10 protein-coding genes are annotated in these 16,997 nt (G+C 48.5%); 2 read left to right on the top strand and 8 right to left on the bottom strand.

All coding sequences use genetic code 11. The annotated features are described in order from the left end of the window. Positions 1-36: 36 nt before the first annotated feature. Both BUB18_RS04115 and BUB18_RS04110 read right to left on the bottom strand, forming a co-directional pair. Positions 37-5,622, bottom strand: coding sequence for an alpha-2-macroglobulin family protein (locus BUB18_RS04115; RefSeq protein WP_073078239.1), 5,586 nt, complete (start codon positions 5,620-5,622; stop codon positions 37-39). Between the two features lie 41 nt (positions 5,623-5,663). Beyond that, positions 5,664-7,154 carry an ATP-binding cassette domain-containing protein gene (locus BUB18_RS04110; RefSeq protein WP_073078238.1) on the bottom strand — a complete coding sequence of 497 codons (1,491 nt, stop codon included), beginning with the start codon at positions 7,152-7,154 and terminating at the stop codon, positions 5,664-5,666. Between the two features lie 87 nt (positions 7,155-7,241). Here BUB18_RS04110 and BUB18_RS04105 point away from each other — a divergent pair, with 87 nt between their 5' ends. Next, a complete protein-coding gene (locus BUB18_RS04105) occupies positions 7,242-7,685 on the top strand; it encodes a GNAT family N-acetyltransferase (protein WP_073078236.1) in 444 nt (147 codons plus the stop codon). 157 nt (positions 7,686-7,842) lie between these two features. On the opposite strand, the gene BUB18_RS04100 is transcribed toward BUB18_RS04105, so the two are convergent. The 6 genes from BUB18_RS04100 to BUB18_RS04075 form a co-directional block, all read right to left on the bottom strand. Next, positions 7,843-8,646, bottom strand: a complete 804-nt coding sequence (locus BUB18_RS04100) for a DUF6048 family protein (protein WP_073078235.1) — start codon at positions 8,644-8,646, stop codon at positions 7,843-7,845. Next, the gene (locus BUB18_RS04095) at positions 8,609-9,085 is read right to left on the bottom strand and encodes a DUF6452 family protein (RefSeq protein ID WP_073078233.1); all 477 of its coding nucleotides are present in this window, start codon (positions 9,083-9,085) and stop codon (positions 8,609-8,611) included. Before BUB18_RS04095 ends, BUB18_RS04100 begins: the two co-directional genes overlap by 38 nt. A 24-nt stretch (positions 9,086-9,109) precedes the next feature. After that, positions 9,110-11,989, bottom strand: coding sequence for an excinuclease ABC subunit UvrA (uvrA, locus tag BUB18_RS04090; RefSeq protein ID WP_073078231.1), 2,880 nt, complete (start codon positions 11,987-11,989; stop codon positions 9,110-9,112). A gap of 189 nt (positions 11,990-12,178) precedes the next feature. Then, entirely contained in the window at positions 12,179-13,033 is an 855-nt protein-coding gene (locus BUB18_RS04085) for a hypothetical protein (protein WP_073078229.1), read from the bottom strand. Between the two features lie 178 nt (positions 13,034-13,211). Beyond that, entirely contained in the window at positions 13,212-14,474 is a 1,263-nt protein-coding gene (gene fabF / locus BUB18_RS04080; RefSeq protein WP_073078227.1) for a beta-ketoacyl-ACP synthase II, read from the bottom strand. Positions 14,475-14,663: 189 nt separating this feature from the next. Continuing rightward, positions 14,664-15,734 carry a fatty acid desaturase family protein gene (locus BUB18_RS04075; RefSeq protein WP_073078226.1) on the bottom strand — a complete coding sequence of 357 codons (1,071 nt, stop codon included), beginning with the start codon at positions 15,732-15,734 and terminating at the stop codon, positions 14,664-14,666. A gap of 243 nt (positions 15,735-15,977) precedes the next feature. Here BUB18_RS04075 and BUB18_RS04070 point away from each other — a divergent pair, with 243 nt between their 5' ends. Next, a complete protein-coding gene (locus BUB18_RS04070) occupies positions 15,978-16,994 on the top strand; it encodes a LacI family DNA-binding transcriptional regulator (protein ID WP_073078224.1) in 1,017 nt (338 codons plus the stop codon). Positions 16,995-16,997 lie beyond the last annotated feature (3 nt).

Genomic DNA, 16,997 nt, shown 5'->3' with positions numbered 1-16,997 from the left:
GCGTCTACCCACGCGGAAGGTGGGATTAGCTGATCACTACTTTTTCACTTCCACCCACCTGCCAGGCGTAAATGCGCTGATCGTATTATCATACATCGCTTCACAGCTGGTAGCCGGCAGATAGAACCTGCCCAGGTAAGCTGCATTCAGTAACACGTTGTAAGTACGCGACCTGTTTTCCTCTACATTAAAATAAGTATACACCCTGTCGTCACGTATATCCATATACGTAGCCGGTGAAGATCTGTTGGTGCTGTCGTTGCCCATCAGGCGGGTATTGAGAATTTCCCAACCGGACGGGAATATCTGTGATAACGCCATCTGCTCATAATAACCACGTTTGCCGGGATTACGTATTGTCACGGAGGCCACAAAGTCCTCTCCCTGCCTTAAACTCGCTGGATCTATCGGATGCCCCTCACGGGTAAGATAGTGAACCTGCATATCCAGGATGTCAGGATTGTTGCCTGCAGCAGGTTCGCTGCCAGATTCCGGCTGGCCGCGGGAAATTACTCTCACATACAGCATATTACTGCCGCTGTTATTGATCGCAATGCTGCCGGCACTGTTGGCGGTAAGCGGTATCTGCGATACTACAGAGTTGCTGTTCACAGTAGCTTTGCTACCATTGATCGTATAGCTGAAATTCATTTTGCTGCCACCTTTGTTGGTGCCGGTGAATTTAGCAATCGCAATCAGTGAGTAGGCTGTAGTTTGTGTGCTGTACCAGCTATCGTTTTGCGACAACTTACTGGCTATTTCCCTTGTAAGTGCATTCGCTTTGGCTGTTTGCCCCAGTATCGCCTCTGTTTCCAGAATCATGGCTTTATCACGAAGGTCGGAGCCAAAAGTGCCGCCCAGCTGATTATATGCTTTTACATCCGTGGTAAGACCAGCAACCAGGCTGTTAGCCACCTCCTGTTGCCCGGCGAGCTTATAAGCCGCCGCAAGGCGCCATTTAGCCGGAGCTGAAATATACCTGAATTCCTTCAGCCTGTTCATCGCTCCCAGTTCCGGTACTTTCGCCAGGGCCAGCAAATAGAGGCGGTAAGCCTGTGTAAGATCGCCGCCATAGAAATTGGTGGTATTAGGTGCCCAGGTGTTGGCTTTATTCCGCTGGTACTTCTTCCATTGATCCAGTAAGCCAACTGGCATGGAGTAGCCTCTGGCCTGTGCTTCTACGAGGAAGTGGCCACCATAGTTGGTGCCCCACTCGTCAGCAGTAGCGCCACCCGGCCAGTATGCAAAACCGCCGTCAGAAGTCTGGAAGCTGCGCAACTTATTGATCCCCGCTTTCACGTTACGGTCAATTTCCGCTATCTGTGATTCCTTCAGGTCCATCAGCTGGTTGAGTACCAGTTGCGGGAATACGCCTGAAGTAGTTTGTTCTATACAGCCATGTGGATAACTAATCAGGAACTGCAGTCGTTTACCCAGGTTCAGCGACGGAATAGTGGAAACTTCCAGCACCGCAGTATTGGTGCCTGCCATGCCAACAGGCGTGTAATTAGTACTCCATCCTTTGCTGCCTTCCAGCGTGTATTCTTCCACGTTAGTAATAAACGGATTCGGATTTCTTACCTGCAACTCCACATCATCTTCAGCCTGCTCACGGCCGCTGGCAGCCACCACTTTGATTTTGGCTACACCTACCTGCGGTCTTACCTTTACATCAAAATAAACGATTTGCTCACCCGGCATCGGGAAGGAAACTGTTTTGGTACGCTCACCCACCACTTCCAGTAATGGATTGGTAGTGAGGGTAACGGTGGCACTTTTAACAGTAGGTTCAAGTCCAAATACAGTTACGGGCAGCTGCATGGTTTCTGAAGGCCCCAGCACACGTGGTGCGGAAGTCAATACCATCAGTGGTTTTTTCACCGCCACGGTTTTTTCTGCCTGGCCATAAGCCCCATCCTGGCCCGCAACAACCATGGCTTTTACGGAGCCAATGTATGGCGGTAACTTAAATTTATGGGTTTGTTTCTGCCCTGATTTAAGGTAGAAAGGTCCCATGTATTTTACCACCGGCTTAAACCGGTTGGCTTTAGCCGCACCGGCATTACGGTTCAATCCTTCATCACCGCCGATGCTCAGGATACGGTCCATATCCACGCCCCAGGCACCTATCACGTAGTCAAACAAGTCCCAGGTGCGTACACCCAGTGCTTCGCGTGCATAGAAAGAGCTATGCGGGTCCGGCGTCTTAAACCTGGTCAGGTCAAGTAATCCTTCATCCACAATAGCAATGGTGTATGTCATGGCCTTCCCGCTTGCCTCGCTCACGGTGATGTTAGCTTCTGCTTCTGGCTTTAGCTTGTCCGGCATGGCGATCAGTGGTTTCAGGATCGTCTGCGGATCTTCCACCAGGATCGGAATGGTACCGTACATACGGATAGGCAGGTCATTCAGCGTTTGTGCATGTGGCTGCAGCAAACTAACGTTTACGTATATATTAGGCGCCATGGTTTTGGTCGCCTTAAATTTATAGGTTGTCTGTCCTTTTTTGGTGTTGATCCATTCCGTTTGCAGCACTTTACTGCCGCTTTCAATGCTGACAAGGCCTCTGCCGCCTTCGCTGCTTGGAATGGTAAGCGTAATTTCATCTCCTGTTTTGTAGCTGGTTTTATCAGAGGTGAATACCAGCATCGCTGCTTCTGCAGGGTTTTCCTTCTGCATGCGCTCTGCCCAGCCCGGATAATCGATGTATACGGATTTACCGGCAGTGTGGCCGCTTTGCAGGTCTTTCACGCGGATGAGGAAACGGCCCCACTCAGGTGAGTTGATGCGCAGGCTCCACTGGCCCTTACCGTTGTTGAGGGTGATAACGGATTTTTCCAGCAGCTGGTTATAGCTGTCTTGGGTGAAGTTGGAATAGTCGTCGGCATCGCCGCCGTCCCACCACCATCTCCAGCGTACTTTGTAGAGTTCCACCTGCACTTCCCTGCTGCCGGCAATTAATCTGCCTTCGTCATTTACGTTCACAATGTCTACCTGGTGCGACTGATCCGTGAGCAACATGCCTGTGGTGCGGTCGCCCTGAGGCATACGTACGCCCACATAAGCGTTGTATGGGTTATATGGCAGGGAGAAATTATCGATACTGAAATCGCCGCCCGGCTCAAATACTTTTACTTCAAAGTTAGCTTTGAGCTGCCCCGGGGCAGGCTTACCCAGCGGGATGTTGGCGCTCACCGGCGCACTACCGTTATCACCAAGGCTGCCTTCAAAGATGGTTTTATTCTCTGCCTCAAAACGGGTTACAGGATCATCAAAGCTGAAATCCTGGAAGCCTTTAAAGGATGTTTTTTGCTGGGTGAGATTTACATCTACCTTAGCCTTCAAATGCTGTGCAGTAGCACCAAACAGCCACATGGCAGTGAGTGTACCCTGTGTGCCGGATTTGGATAAGGCATTACCCGGGAAGTCCATTTTAATTTTCAACCTGTTAGGCTTCACCGTTTCTATGCGCACATTTTTGGTAAAGGTGGCGCCACCTACTTTCACTTTGGCGAGCCAGCTACCGGTGATGTCTTCAGACTGTGTGGCCGTAGCAAAGTTATAGAAGCCATTGAGACTGCTGTTGGCATTAATGCGCTTATACAGCTGGCCTTTTGGATTATAGAGTTCCAGCGTTACCGGCATATCGGCCGGCAGCTTTTTATCTTTATCCTCCAGGATGAATGTGAGATAGATGGAGTCGCCGGGGCGCCATACACCACGCTCTCCATAGAGGAAGCCTTTGATGCCCTGTTGTACTTCCTCTCCTTTCACATCGAAGCGACTGAGTGGAAGCGAGCTGCCGTCATCCAGTTTCAGATAACCGCGTTCGGAACCTTTTTTGGCAATAAGCAGGTATGGCTTGCGTTTGAGGTCAAAGGTGGCCATACCATCGCCATCGCTCTTGGTTTTAAAGATCACCTGGTTCTGGAAGTCGAGCAGTTCCAGCTCTACTGCCATCAATGGTTTGGTATCGCGTATATCCGTTACCGCAACCACCATGCTGTTATCGTTGCCACGTTTGGCGGTGAGGCCAATGTTGGACGACATGATATTGCGGGATGACCACCTGTCTTTATTATAGTAGGAATTAGAGCAGGGGTTATCTCTTTCATCCCAGCGGAAACCCATTGGATAGTAAGAGTCGTAGTTACCCCAGAATTCATCCTCATCATCTACTCCTTTATGTTCGGAGTAGTAACCGTAGTCGCTTTCATACCCGTCGCCTTCTTCTTCGGAGGAGGTGGCCGCAGGTGTGTTGTCCGCGTTGCAGGCAGTAAGCGCATAGTCGCGGCGGAAACCAATGGTAATACGGTAAATGGCGCCCGGCTCTGTTTTGATCAGCTGATCCAGGTCCAGGAAGAAACGGTTTTTCTTATGGAGGTTCAGGGATTTATCATTGTCGAGGCGAATAGTTTTCTGTACTACGGGTTTGCCTACACGACGTAGCTCCTGTGAGCCATTCAGGTCGTTTTGTTGCAGGTATTGTGGAATGTTGTTTTCATAGATTTTGATGATGTTCACATCCACAGCTTTCAGATTCACTGCTTCAAACGGCATTACCATTTTGTTGCTTTCCGGTAGTATCACCCCTTTTCCGGGGATACTTACGGAGGGCAGGGTATTCTCGAAGTTTACGTTGGCGCTGTAATTGCTCGCCAGTCGTTTATCCGTTATGTTTAGTATCCCTTCGTTGATTACCACGCTGAAGTTACCTTCCAGGCGGTTGGGGGCATATACTTTTACTTCGCTGCCATCAATGCTGTAGCGGAGGTCACTCTGCCCGCTGATGCTGATCAGCCCTTCCAGTGATTGCGCCATACTGATAGGGTCCGAAAACTGCACCAGCAGGTGTTGTTCCGGTTCGGACATCGCTTTGGTGTTGAGCACCTTGAAATCACCTACTGCCGGCACTTCGATGGTTTCCTTACCCTCTTTATCCACTTTCAGCGGTGCCCCGTTCCAGGTCAATGCCAGGTTGGTGGCACTGTTATGGCGTTGTATGTTATTAATGGTGTATTTAGATGTATGTTCCGCAGCGTTATGCTCCCACGTGATGGGCAGCTTTTTGCCCTGGTAGGTGGCAGTGAGAATTTTCTCGATATCCTGTGGCTGCTCGGCATCAGCTGTGAAGAGGGCGCCCGAAAAGGACATCCGGTCGAGTGACGAGTTATCCGCTGCCCGGAGGCCATTCATCTCTACCGTAAAAGAAGGCTGAATAACTTTAAAACTAAACTCAAATGTTTTAAAGTCCGCAGGTACTTCCATCACCTTGTCCAGCATGAATTTGGCGTTGTACTGTTTTCCGGGCTGCAGATTTTCATCCGGCCTGAATTCGATGGTAGTGGCGTCAATCCAATAGGTTTTACCCTTTATAGACGGCGAAAAGTCGAATACCTGTTTTTCTACAGGTTCGTTTTGTGTGTGGGTAACATTGGCTTGTCCGGCCAGGTGAACGCGAATAGCACTTTGCTTGGAAATAATCCCTGCCGTATAGGCTTCGATGTATTTCGCAAAGGCGGTACTCGGTTCTTTCTTAGTTGTTCTACATGCACTGTACAGGCACACAACTGCTACACAAAATAGGGATGCTAAAACAGCATGACGTATTTTTGGGTACATCAGTAAAGGATTATGGTGATTAACTGGTGCGAATATACTGATTAAATCATGTGGCCCCTTTCCAGGCGCAGGAATTTATTCACACAGGATGGCAGCTCTTCTTCGTAATGCGTCACATATATCAGGGTAACGGGCATATGTTCACATAATTGTTCTATTACTTTTTTGAAATGATTTTTTTGGTGCTGGTCCAGCCCCTGGCAGGGTTCATCAAAAATCAGCAGCGGCGGATTTTTTACCAGGGCGCGTGCCAGGAGTACTAGGCGCTGACTGCTTTCAGGTATTTGTTTAAATGGCTGGTCGGCCGCATCAGCAATACCCAGTATTTCCAGCCAGCTCGCGGCAATAGCTGTTTGTTCTGCTGTGGCGGGTTTGGTGCTGCCAATGATGTCAGAAAAGCCGGAGCATACTACCTGCAGGCTTTTATCTCTTGCGGTAAAATATTGGTGTAATTCGGGAGATACAAATCCTATCTTTTTCTTGATATCCCAGATACTTTCCCCACTGCCCCGTTTGCGGTCAAACAACCAGAGCTTATTAGCGTAGGCTTGTGGATTATCCCCATTCACCAGGCTCAGGAGGGTTGATTTGCCGGCGCCGTTATGTCCTAGCAAAGCCCATTTGTCGTTGGGTTTCACCGTCCAGTTAATATCTTCCAGGATGGTATTTTCCCCGTATTTTACCTTCACCTGCTCCATACGGATGATGGATTCAAACTGCGGTGGTGCAATTTGTTTGGTAAGGGATGCTATCTTTTCGGCTTCAATGAGCGGGAGGTCAGTAGCTGATTCGTCCGGCAAAGGTAGTTGGAGGTATTCATCGCGTGTATACTTTCCCGTTATAGTCCCGTTATCTAATGTAAGTACATGTGTAATATGTGCTGGTATTTCCCGGGGAGATGTAGTGAGTATCACGGTGGTACCGCCGCGTATGATTTCATTTACCATCTGGGTAAAGTCTTTCCGCGTTTGCACATCCAGACCCACATAGGGATTGTCGAGCATCAGGAGTATAGGGTTTTTCAGCAGGCCGTGGGCAATCATTACCCTCCTTGTTTCTCCGTTGGAGAGCTTGATCAGGCGTTTGCCCATCAGTGGCTGCAGCTTCAAAGGCAACAGCAGCGCGGGTATGTCGGTAATGCCCAGGTGTTCCGCTACGGTAGGACTGTTATCCGCATCCATGCTGTTAAAGCGCTGTTGGTAATAGAAGTCCGTAGTGGTATTGGATAAATTTTTAAAGGTATGATGATGCCCCACGAAGGCTATCAGGTTACGATAGTTGAAGTACGGGTCCGTGATGATATGCGAGGATTTATATCTCTCATAAAAATGATAACGGATACCTCCATTGATGATGTTAAACTTACCTAGTATGGTATTGAGCAGCGCCGTTTTGCCGGAGCCACTGGGACCGGTGATGGCCCATTGTTCGTTTTCCTTAATATCCCAGGACAGGTTGGAGAATATTGTTTTGTCGAGATATCTTACGGTAATGTGTTCCAGCGAAAGGAACAGTGCTGCATTGGTTCCCATATTAATCTGTTATTTAGTGATGCCTACAGGGGTAAAAATAGCAGGATTATTGAAAGGTTTGTATTTTTATGTGATAAATCTACGGTTATGCGTTGGGAGATAAAATCATTTGATCAGCTGACTACGGCGGAATTGTATGCAGCGATCCGGCTGAGGGTGGAAGTTTTTGTAATTGAACAGCAGTGTCCCTACCAGGACCTGGATAATGCGGACCAGCAGGCGCTGCACCTGATGGGGTATGATGGGGAAAACAGGCTGGCAGCGTATACACGCTTATTTAATAAAGGTATCAAGTACGCCGAGGCGAGTATAGGCAGAGTGGTAACGGCCTCTTTTGCCCGGGGCACAGGGGCTGGCCGTGCGCTGATGGAGGAATCCATCCGGCAGATTTATCAACAGTTTGGGCAACAGCCTATTCGTATCAGTGCACAGCAGTATCTGGAAAAGTTTTATACTTCGTTAGGATTTAAGACGGTAAGTGAGATGTATCTGGAAGATAATATCCCGCATGTGGAAATGTTGAAGGCATAGGCAGTGTTTTCTTTCTTGCCTTCGGCAAGAAAGAAAACACTGCGAGAGGCGCCGCAGCTGCGGCGCCTCTACCCCAGCAAATAATTAAGTTTTGGAGGCCACAGCTGCGGCCTCCAAAAACGAAAAAGGGACCGGAGGTCCCTTTTTCGTTAATAAATTATCTTGTTGAAACCGGTTTCTTCACCTTTGGTGGCACATCTCTTTCCCGCACCTTATAGAACGGCAATACATAGGAGATGGTGTATTGCATATCAAACACCGCATTCTTGGAACCGCTGCCAAAGCCTGGTATCGTGAGCGGCGTGAATCCATCTTTATCCACATTATTAATTAATATCCTCGTTCTTACATTCCATCCCAGGAAGAAGTTTTTCAGGACTTCTGTTTTCAATCCCAGTACCAGCTCAGCCCAGTGGGCGGTTACATTGGTTTTGGGATAGGAGCCGGAGAGCTGTCCTCCCCAGTAGGGTGCGTGAATGGTGTAGGTGGGTACTTCGTAATTGAAGTGGGAAATACCGTACCGGATACCGCCGAAAAACATATTCTTTTCGTTGACATACTGCCTTTTGAGGAAGTTATAATCGAGCCCTATGGTGGCAAACATACCATTGCCTTTATAGGTATAGTTGGTATCGGAGTATGGAGTATTGGTATAACCTATTTCCAGTGCGGCGTAAGTGTTGGCATTGAGGCGTGCATCGGCCACAATGGTGTACTCCTGGCGGTAGGGGTAATAGATGTTATTCACAATCCTTCCCAGGTCCACGCCTATACGGAGGCCGCCGGGAACGAGCCAGGAGCTGTCTTTTACCGGCGTGGCAGTCACTTTTTTAACAGCGCTTTGATGCGAGGTGTCTGCTGCTGGTTTGGCAGCAGGGGCGGCTGTTTTTTTCTGCGCAAACAGGGTTCCGCAGAACAGGCAGCTACTCAGTATAAAAGAAAAGTTGAAGGTGCGTATCATTGCTGTTTACTACTGACTTTTGAGTAATTATAACCGAGTCGATCAGGTGTCGGGTGGCGATGACTGTATCCAGCATAAAGGTAGTGCCAAAGCCACATCCCGGCGAAATAAACATTGGTGTTCGTTTATACCTGAACGTGAGTGTATCTTTTCCCACGAGGGAGTCGATGCGCAGCATAAAGCGGCAGGTATCGTTCACAGGATCCAGGTTAAAGTACACATTGTTGGTACGCACATTATTCAGGAGGGTATCTTTATCCAGTGCCAGTGTGGTAACGGCACGGAAGGTGGAATCCCACACAAAGCCTGCGCTGTCACGTCGGAACTCCACGTGTGCATCGGCGCGCAACGTTTGGTCGCAGACCTTGGTTTCATTTTCGCAGGCCGCCATCCCGATGAGGAAGAGGCCTGCGATAAGCAGTTGATAAATCGTTTTCATGCTGAAATTTGCGTTGGCAATATATTAAATTCCCAGCTCCTTTTTGAGAAAACGGGCAGTATGGCTGTCTTTACAGGTGCTTACCTGCTCAGGTGTGCCGGTACAGAGTATATTACCGCCGCCTGCGCCGCCTTCCGGCCCCAGGTCTACGATATAGTCGGCCATCTGGATCACATCCAGGTTATGTTCGATCACCAGTACGGTATTGCCTCGGTCTACCAGTTTATTTAGTACCTGCAGCAGCAGTTGAATATCCTGGAAGTGCAGGCCGGTGGTGGGTTCATCGAGGATGTAGATGGTTTTGCCGGTATCTTTTTTGGATAGCTCGGTAGCCAGCTTCACGCGCTGTGCCTCGCCACCGGAAAGGGTAACGGCCGATTGTCCCAGTGTGATATAGCCCAAACCTACGTCCTGTAAGGTTTTGATTTTTCGGTAGATCCATGGCACCGCCTGGAAAAATTCCACGGCCTCGTCTACCGTCATGTCCAGCACATCGGAGATGGATTTGCCTTTATAGCGGATTTCCAGTGTTTCACGGTTGTAGCGGCGACCATTACATTTTTCACATGGCACGTATACGTCCGGCAGGAAATTCATTTCTATGACGCGCATACCACCGCCTTCACAAACATCACAGCGGCCTGTTTTCACGTTAAATGAGAAGCGCCCTGCGTTGTAACCGCGGATTTTGGCTTCCGGCACCTGTGAAAACAGGGTGCGAATATCCGTAAAGAAGCCGCAGTAGGTAGCCGGATTGCTGCGCGGGGTACGACCAATCGGCGATTGATCGATCTCAATTACTTTATCGATATTTTCCAGTCCCTTGATGCTTTTGTACGGCATCGGTACCATTTTGGAGTCGTACGCATGTTTGGACAGGATCGGATATAAGGTTTCGTTGATGAGCGTGGATTTGCCGCTACCGGAAACGCCTGTAACGCAGATGAAGGTACCCAGGGGGAATTTCACGCTAACATTTTTAAGGTTGTTGCCGGTGGCGCCTTTCAGCTCCAGGAAGTTGCCGTTGCCTTTGCGGCGCTCTGCCGGTATTTCCGGCAGGGTGGTGCCGTTCAGATAGCCGGCAGTAGGCGTTTTCAGCTTCAGGATTTCCTTAGGTGTGCCGGAGGCAATGATCTGGCCACCATGTACACCAGCGCCGGGGCCGATATCTACCAGGTGGTCGGCGTGGAGCATGATATCTTTATCGTGTTCCACCACGATAACGGTATTACCCATTTCCTTCAGGTTGCGCAGGGCGTCGATCAGCTGCATGTTATCGCGCTGGTGAAGGCCAATGCTGGGCTCATCGAGGATATAGGTGATGCCCATCAGCTGGGAGCCTATTTGAGTGGCCAGGCGGATACGCTGGGATTCACCACCGCTGAGCGTTCTGGTGGCGCGGTTCAGGGTAAGGTAGGTAAGGCCTACGTTGAGGAGGAAACCGAGTCTTTCCCTGATTTCTTTGAGTATATCTTTAGCGATGACGTTCTGTTTATTTTCCAGTCGGTCTTCGATGCCGGTAAACCATTTGTACAACTGGTCCAGGTCCATGTTGCCCAGTTCAGCGATATTTTTTTCATCTACTTTAAAGTAGAGACTTTCCTTTTTCAGGCGGGTACCTTCACAAACGGGGCAGGTGTCCAGCTGCATAAAGCTTTCGGCCCAGTTGCGCACGTGGTCGGAGGAGGTATCGTTGAAAAAGCGGCGAACTGTGTTGATCACCCCTTCAAATTCGGTGGAGTACTTGGAGGTGTCGATGGTTTCATCGATATCCACATCTGCTTCCAGCTTTCCGTTTTCGTCGCCGAAGAGCAGCATGTTCAGTGCTTTCTGCGGGATGTCGGAGATTGGCGCAGTGAGGGAGAATTTATATTTTTTAGCGAGTTGCTGTACCTGTTTAAAGGTAAAGGTATCGCGGGCTTCGCCGAGTGGTTTAAGGCCGCCATCGTTGATGGAAACGCTGTAATCAGGGATAACCTCGTCCATATTGATCTGGTAGATGGTACCGAGGCCTTTACAGCGAGGGCAGGCGCCGTAGGGCGAGTTAAACGAGAAGGTGTTGGGAGAAGGCTCCTCGTAGGAGAGGCCGGTATCTTCACACATCAGCTGTTTACTGAACTGGCTTACCTTGCCGCTGTCGTGGTCCTGAATAAACAGGAGGCCTTTACCCATGGTGAGTGCTTTTTGTACACTCTGGCTGATGCGGGTGCGGGCATCTTCCTGTACCTGTATGCGGTCGATCACGAGTTCAATTTCGTGGATCTTGTAGCGGTCTACCTGCATACGTTCTTTCAGGTCCATGATTTCCCCGTCCACACGTACTTTGAGGTAGCCTTGCTTACGTACCTGTTCAAAGAGTTCGCGGTAGTGACCTTTACGGCCACGCACCAACGGCGCGAGGATCACGAGTTTCTTCTTGTTATAGTGCTTAAACAGGTGTGCGAGGATTTCCTCTTCGGAGAAGCGGGTCATCCTTTTGTTGGTGTTATAGGAATAGGCGATGCCTACACGTGCATACAGCAACCTGAGAAAGTCATAAATCTCTGTGATGGTACCCACTGTAGAGCGTGGGTTTTTGTTGGTGGTCTTTTGTTCGATGGAAATAACGGGCGACAGGCCGGTGATTTTATCCACATTAGGCCTTTCCATATCGCCGATAAACTGGCGGGCGTATGCAGAAAAGCTTTCCATGTAGCGGCGCTGACCTTCCGCATAGATCGTATCAAAAGCCAGTGATGATTTTCCACTGCCACTGATGCCGGTAATGACTACCAGTTTGTTTTTGGGCAACTGCAGATCCAGATTTTTCAGATTATGCTCCCTTGCGCCGTAAACGGCGATATGGTCATCTGAAGGAATCTGTGGAGCTAAAGCAGCAGATACATTCTCTTTTTTCTTTGCCATAATAAGTCAGGTGTTCACCAAAGTGCAGTCCGCTTAGAATTTATAGTTCAGGTTAGCAGCATCTTAAGTAAGCGGGCCAGTTGTGAACAGGAATTAAGGTATAAAGTTACCGGATTTTTGGGAAAGAAAAGAGGCCTGCCGGAATTGCGGACAGGCCTTTGTTTGAGGTCAATTTGCAGGCGATGGTGGTTATGGGACAGGCTCCCAGTTGAGCGAATATTGTATCTCTCCCCATTTATAGGATAGTAATTTCTTTTGGTTATCAATTACGTGGTCGGTCAGTATTATCTGAATATTCGAGCCGGCATAAGCAAGGTTTACAATTTTTCTTTTGAAATGATATGGCACCAAACTACTAAGGCGCATGATTCTGAGCGGAAATTCATCTGGTTTGTCCAGTTCATCGTAAAATGCATAATTCGTTTCCGCAGTATCAATGGCCAGGTTCTGCTTGTAATTGAGGGAAATTGATGGTTGACCGTTGGGTGCCCAGGTTTTTACTAAGGGTTCGTATCCCGGTGCATTCCAATAGAAAATCCAGTTATTGGGCACGCCATTGATGGTGCGATTAATGTAATTAATCATCTGTAAGCTGTCAATATAATTGATGTACCCCTGTTGAGGAATAGGCTGGCTTGTACTTAACACTTTACAGGTAAAGCTGGTAGCTCTGCCGAGGCTGTCCACTGTAACCGTCAGCGTGGTGTCCCATCCGTTTTGCAGGAAATATCGGTGGTTACCACAATATCGCACATCAAATGACCACACATGCCACAGATCGGAGTAGTCTGAGTTCATGGTGAGATGGGACAGGCGGCCGGTGCTGTCATAGGTATATAATGCAACCGGGCGAAGCTGTCCGTTGATGGTGTACCAGAATTCTTTAATGCGCCAGGTAGTGTCTGTACCGGCGTTGGTTTGGGAAAGAGATAAGGCCTTTTTTCCGGTAATGGGCTCGAGGCCGGCATGTGGTTCCCGGGTACAGGCGGCGAGTAACAACGCCGCGAATACGGCCAGGAATAAGGGTCTCAGATGTTGGGTCATAGAAGGCTGATTTGTGGGTGAAAAAATTTAAGTACGTATCAGCGGCGTATCGGTAGTAGGATGCTGGCAAAATTAGGAGGGGAGCAGGAACGAAAAAAAGTGGTTTTTCGGGTAAGTATATACGAAAAAAGCTGGTCTACTGACCAGCTTTTCCTTGTTATTTGAAAACGTAATTTACTTACGCTTTGTATTTTTTGAATACGCAGATAGCGTTGTGACCACCAAAGCCGAAAGTGTTGCTCATGGCGATGTTCACAGGTCGCTCCTGTGCTTTACCCAAGGTCAGGTTCAGGTTGGTTGGGATACCTTCGCCCAGCTCTTTGGTGTTGATGGTAGGAGGAACGATATCTTCCTGTGTAGCTTTGATACAAGCGATCGCCTCAATAGCACCGGCAGCACCCAGGAGGTGACCGGTCATGGATTTGGTAGCGGAGATGTTGAGTTTCTCTACATGTTCGCCAAATGCGGCGCAGATGGCTTTCAGTTCGCTGAGGTCACCAACCGGAGTAGAGGTGGTATGTGAGTTGATATAATCCACATCGGCTACAGTCAGTTCTGCATCTTCCAGAGCCTGTTCCATACCCAGTCTGGCGCCGAGGCCTTCAGGATGGGTGGCAGTGAGGTGATATGCATCACAGGTCATGGCGCCACCTACCATTTCACCGTAGATGGTAGCTCCGCGTGCAATAGCATGTTCATATTCTTCGAGGATGATAGCACCGGCGCCTTCTCCCATTACGAAACCATCGCGGTCAGCGTCGAAAGGACGGGAAGCGGTGGAAGGATCGTCGTTGCGGGTAGACAGTGCTTTCAGTGCGTTGAAGCCGGCAATACCAGCGCGGGTTACAGGGGCTTCGGAGCCACCGGCAACAATCACATTGGCTTTACCCAGGCGGATATAGTTAAATGCATCCACCAGCGCACTGCTGGAAGAAGCACAGGCAGAAACTGTACAGAAGTTGATACCCATGAAACCATATTTCATGGCAATCTGGCCGGCAGCAATGTCGGAGATCAGTTTCGGAATAAAGAACGGATTGAATTTAGGTACAAAGTTTTGCTGAGTAAACTCTACGATCTGCTCTTCGAAGGTGAGCATACCTCCGTTTCCGGAAGCCCAGATTACCCCTACTTTAGTTTTATCAATGCCTTCGTTGGTGAGGCCTGCATCCAAAACAGCTTCCTGTGCAGCCGCCATAGCGTACTGGGTGAAGTTGTCCATTTTGCGGGCTTCTTTCTTATCCATGTATTTTTCTACATCGAAGTTTTTAACCTCACAGGCAAATTTGGTTTTGAACTCTGTGGTGTCAAATTTGGTGATGGGGCCAGCGCCACTAACACCAGCCTTTAAGTTGCTCCAAAAAGTATTTACATCATTCCCGATAGGTGTTAATGCCCCCAAGCCGGTGATCACAACCCTTTTCAGTGTAACAGTACGCATATTTTTTACTTTAAATAAAAAAGTTAGAGCGCAAATTTAGTTACTTATTGTTATGAATAATCATAATCATTAAGATATTCTGTTATAATATCTGTTAAATAGTCTTAAAAATCAACAGGGGCAAAGGTTTTAAGCCCTTGCCCCTGGTATAAAAATTAAAAAATCAGACTGAAATGGTAAATAATTGTATTATGCTGCGGCCATTGCAGGTGCTGTTACCAGCGCAATAGGCTGAGTTCTGGCCCGCAGGAAAGCGATAATTTCTTCGTCAGACTTGTATTTGCCGCTAATATTTACAAAGTGTTTAGCTAATAAATCGTAACGCCTGGTCACCAGCCACAACCATACGTGAAGGAAGTGAATACCATCAAAAACGATCGCATCGTTATCTACATACAATGCTAAAGTTTTCTTAAAATAGATCGGATGTTCCGTCCAGTGCATGTTCGGTTTATCGTGGTGACTGATATGATACCCGTCGTTCCAGCACTTGTGGTTATATTTTGTGTTGATGCAGGTGATACTGTTTTTATAGGCATTGTCAGGGTCGGCAGCATCTATGAACGCATGCTGTGCCCAGTTACCCACCATCATAATCACCCTGGAGATCAGCAGCGGCAGGATAAACACCACAAAGGTTGCCGGGAAGTTTACGATGGATAGACCTATGCAGGCAAGTACAAAAAATACTTCACCACGTATGGAACGTACCATCAGGTTTTTCCTTTTTTTCCTGGAAAAGTAACGGGCAAGATTGTATATCCCTCCCCAGCAGAACCTCCACAGGTATTGCATAAATCCTTTGAAGGAGTCCCGCTGGTAAGCCATGGTAGAGCTTTCATCTTCCGGCATATTGTTTTCCGGATGGTGCATGCCTATATGGTGACTATAATATGTTTCAGGTGTTTGGCCAAAGAGCGGGCCTATCACCCAGGGCAGGTAGTGATTGAGAAGCTGGTATTTGCGGTCAAAGAAAACCCGGTGGCTGGTGCAATGCAGCATCAGGCCAAAAGGTCCCTTAAATGTTATATTGTTGAGGAACTGGTAAGCAATTACCGCAGTCCACCATATCCAGTTGTTAAGTCCGGGTACGTAAAGCAGTAACGCCAGCGGCCAAAGGGTAAACGTGATTTGTAAGGTCAGGTATACAAAAGGCAGGTCCCTTTCATCACGGATGTAACGCAGGAGAAACCGGTCCAAAGCCGTGTAGGTTGCAGGTTTCGTATATACCGGGTCTGTGATCGTAGTGAGTTGCTTCATGTAAACTGTGTAAAGTTGGCTACAGCAGAACTGCCTCCGTGAATGAAATTGCGAGCTATATTTGCTTAACGTGGAAATCACGTGTGATATTATCCAGCAAAAAAAAACTGTTTTGGGAAGATAAGCAATTTAAGCTGGTCTGCCACTATTTTTGTAATTTCCGGCCCCGGAAATCGGCAGAATGCTGTTAAAATTTGTTAAAACACGGCAAAGCGTTCTGGAAACTGTCCAAAATATTCCCAAATGAAGAGACTGACTCTCAAAGATGTAGCCAGAATGGCTGGCGTAGCACCTAGTACAGTATCGTTTGTTTTAAACGGCAAAGCAAAGCAGATGCGTATCCGCGACGAGGTAGCGCAGAAAATCATGAGCGTGGTCAATCAATCCGGCTATGAGCCACATCGTGTAGCCGTTAACTTACGTACCGGGCAATCCAAAACGCTGGGCCTCATTGTAGAAAGTATTTCAGGCAGCTTCTTTGCCAGCCTGGCCCGTACCATTGAAACCGAAGCGGAACGCCTCGGCTATAACGTAGTTTACTGCAGCACTGAAAATAACGCCGAAAAAGGTGGTGAACTGATTCGTATGCTGGGCCGCCAGATGGTAGATGGCTACCTCATTACCCCCGCCCCCGGCATGGAAAATGAAATCAGGCGCCTGCTGCAGATGCATAAGCCGGTAGTGCTGATGGACAGCTATTTTCCGGGCATTAAGGCGCCGTATGTGCTAATCGACAACTTCCACGGTGTACAACTGGGCATGGACCACCTTTTCGAAAGGGGCTACCGCAAAATCGGCTACGTAACCGTAGATGTGTCGCTGATACAATTAGCTGAGCGCCAGCGTAGTTATACACAGGCACTGAAGAAAAAAGATATCCCTTTCCGTAAGAAACGCGTGCTGGAACTGAATTACCATGATAGCCGGGAACAAAACCTCGCTACCCTGGAAGCCTTTATCCAGGAAAATAGTGATATGGACGCTATCTTCTTCGCTACCAACTACCTGGGGATATTGGGCCTCGAAGCCATGGGACGGTTAAAAATCAGTATGCCTAAGCATATGGCCGCCATTTGCTTCGATGACCATGATATCTTCCGCCTCTATCCGCCGGGCATAACGGTGATAGAACAGCCTATCGAAGGTATCGCGGCCAAGGCTATCAGCCTGCTGATGAAGCAGCTCGACAAACAATCAGGCCCGCTCAGGGAGTCGCAGGTGGCCCTTCCCGGCAGGTTGATCGTGCGCAGCTCCACCTGATTT

The sequence above is a fragment of the Chitinophaga jiangningensis genome (assembly GCF_900142605.1).
Classification (GTDB): domain Bacteria; phylum Bacteroidota; class Bacteroidia; order Chitinophagales; family Chitinophagaceae; genus Chitinophaga; species Chitinophaga jiangningensis.
Note: the sequence above shows the minus strand (reverse complement) of the source record. Positions and strands in the feature narration are given on the sequence as shown.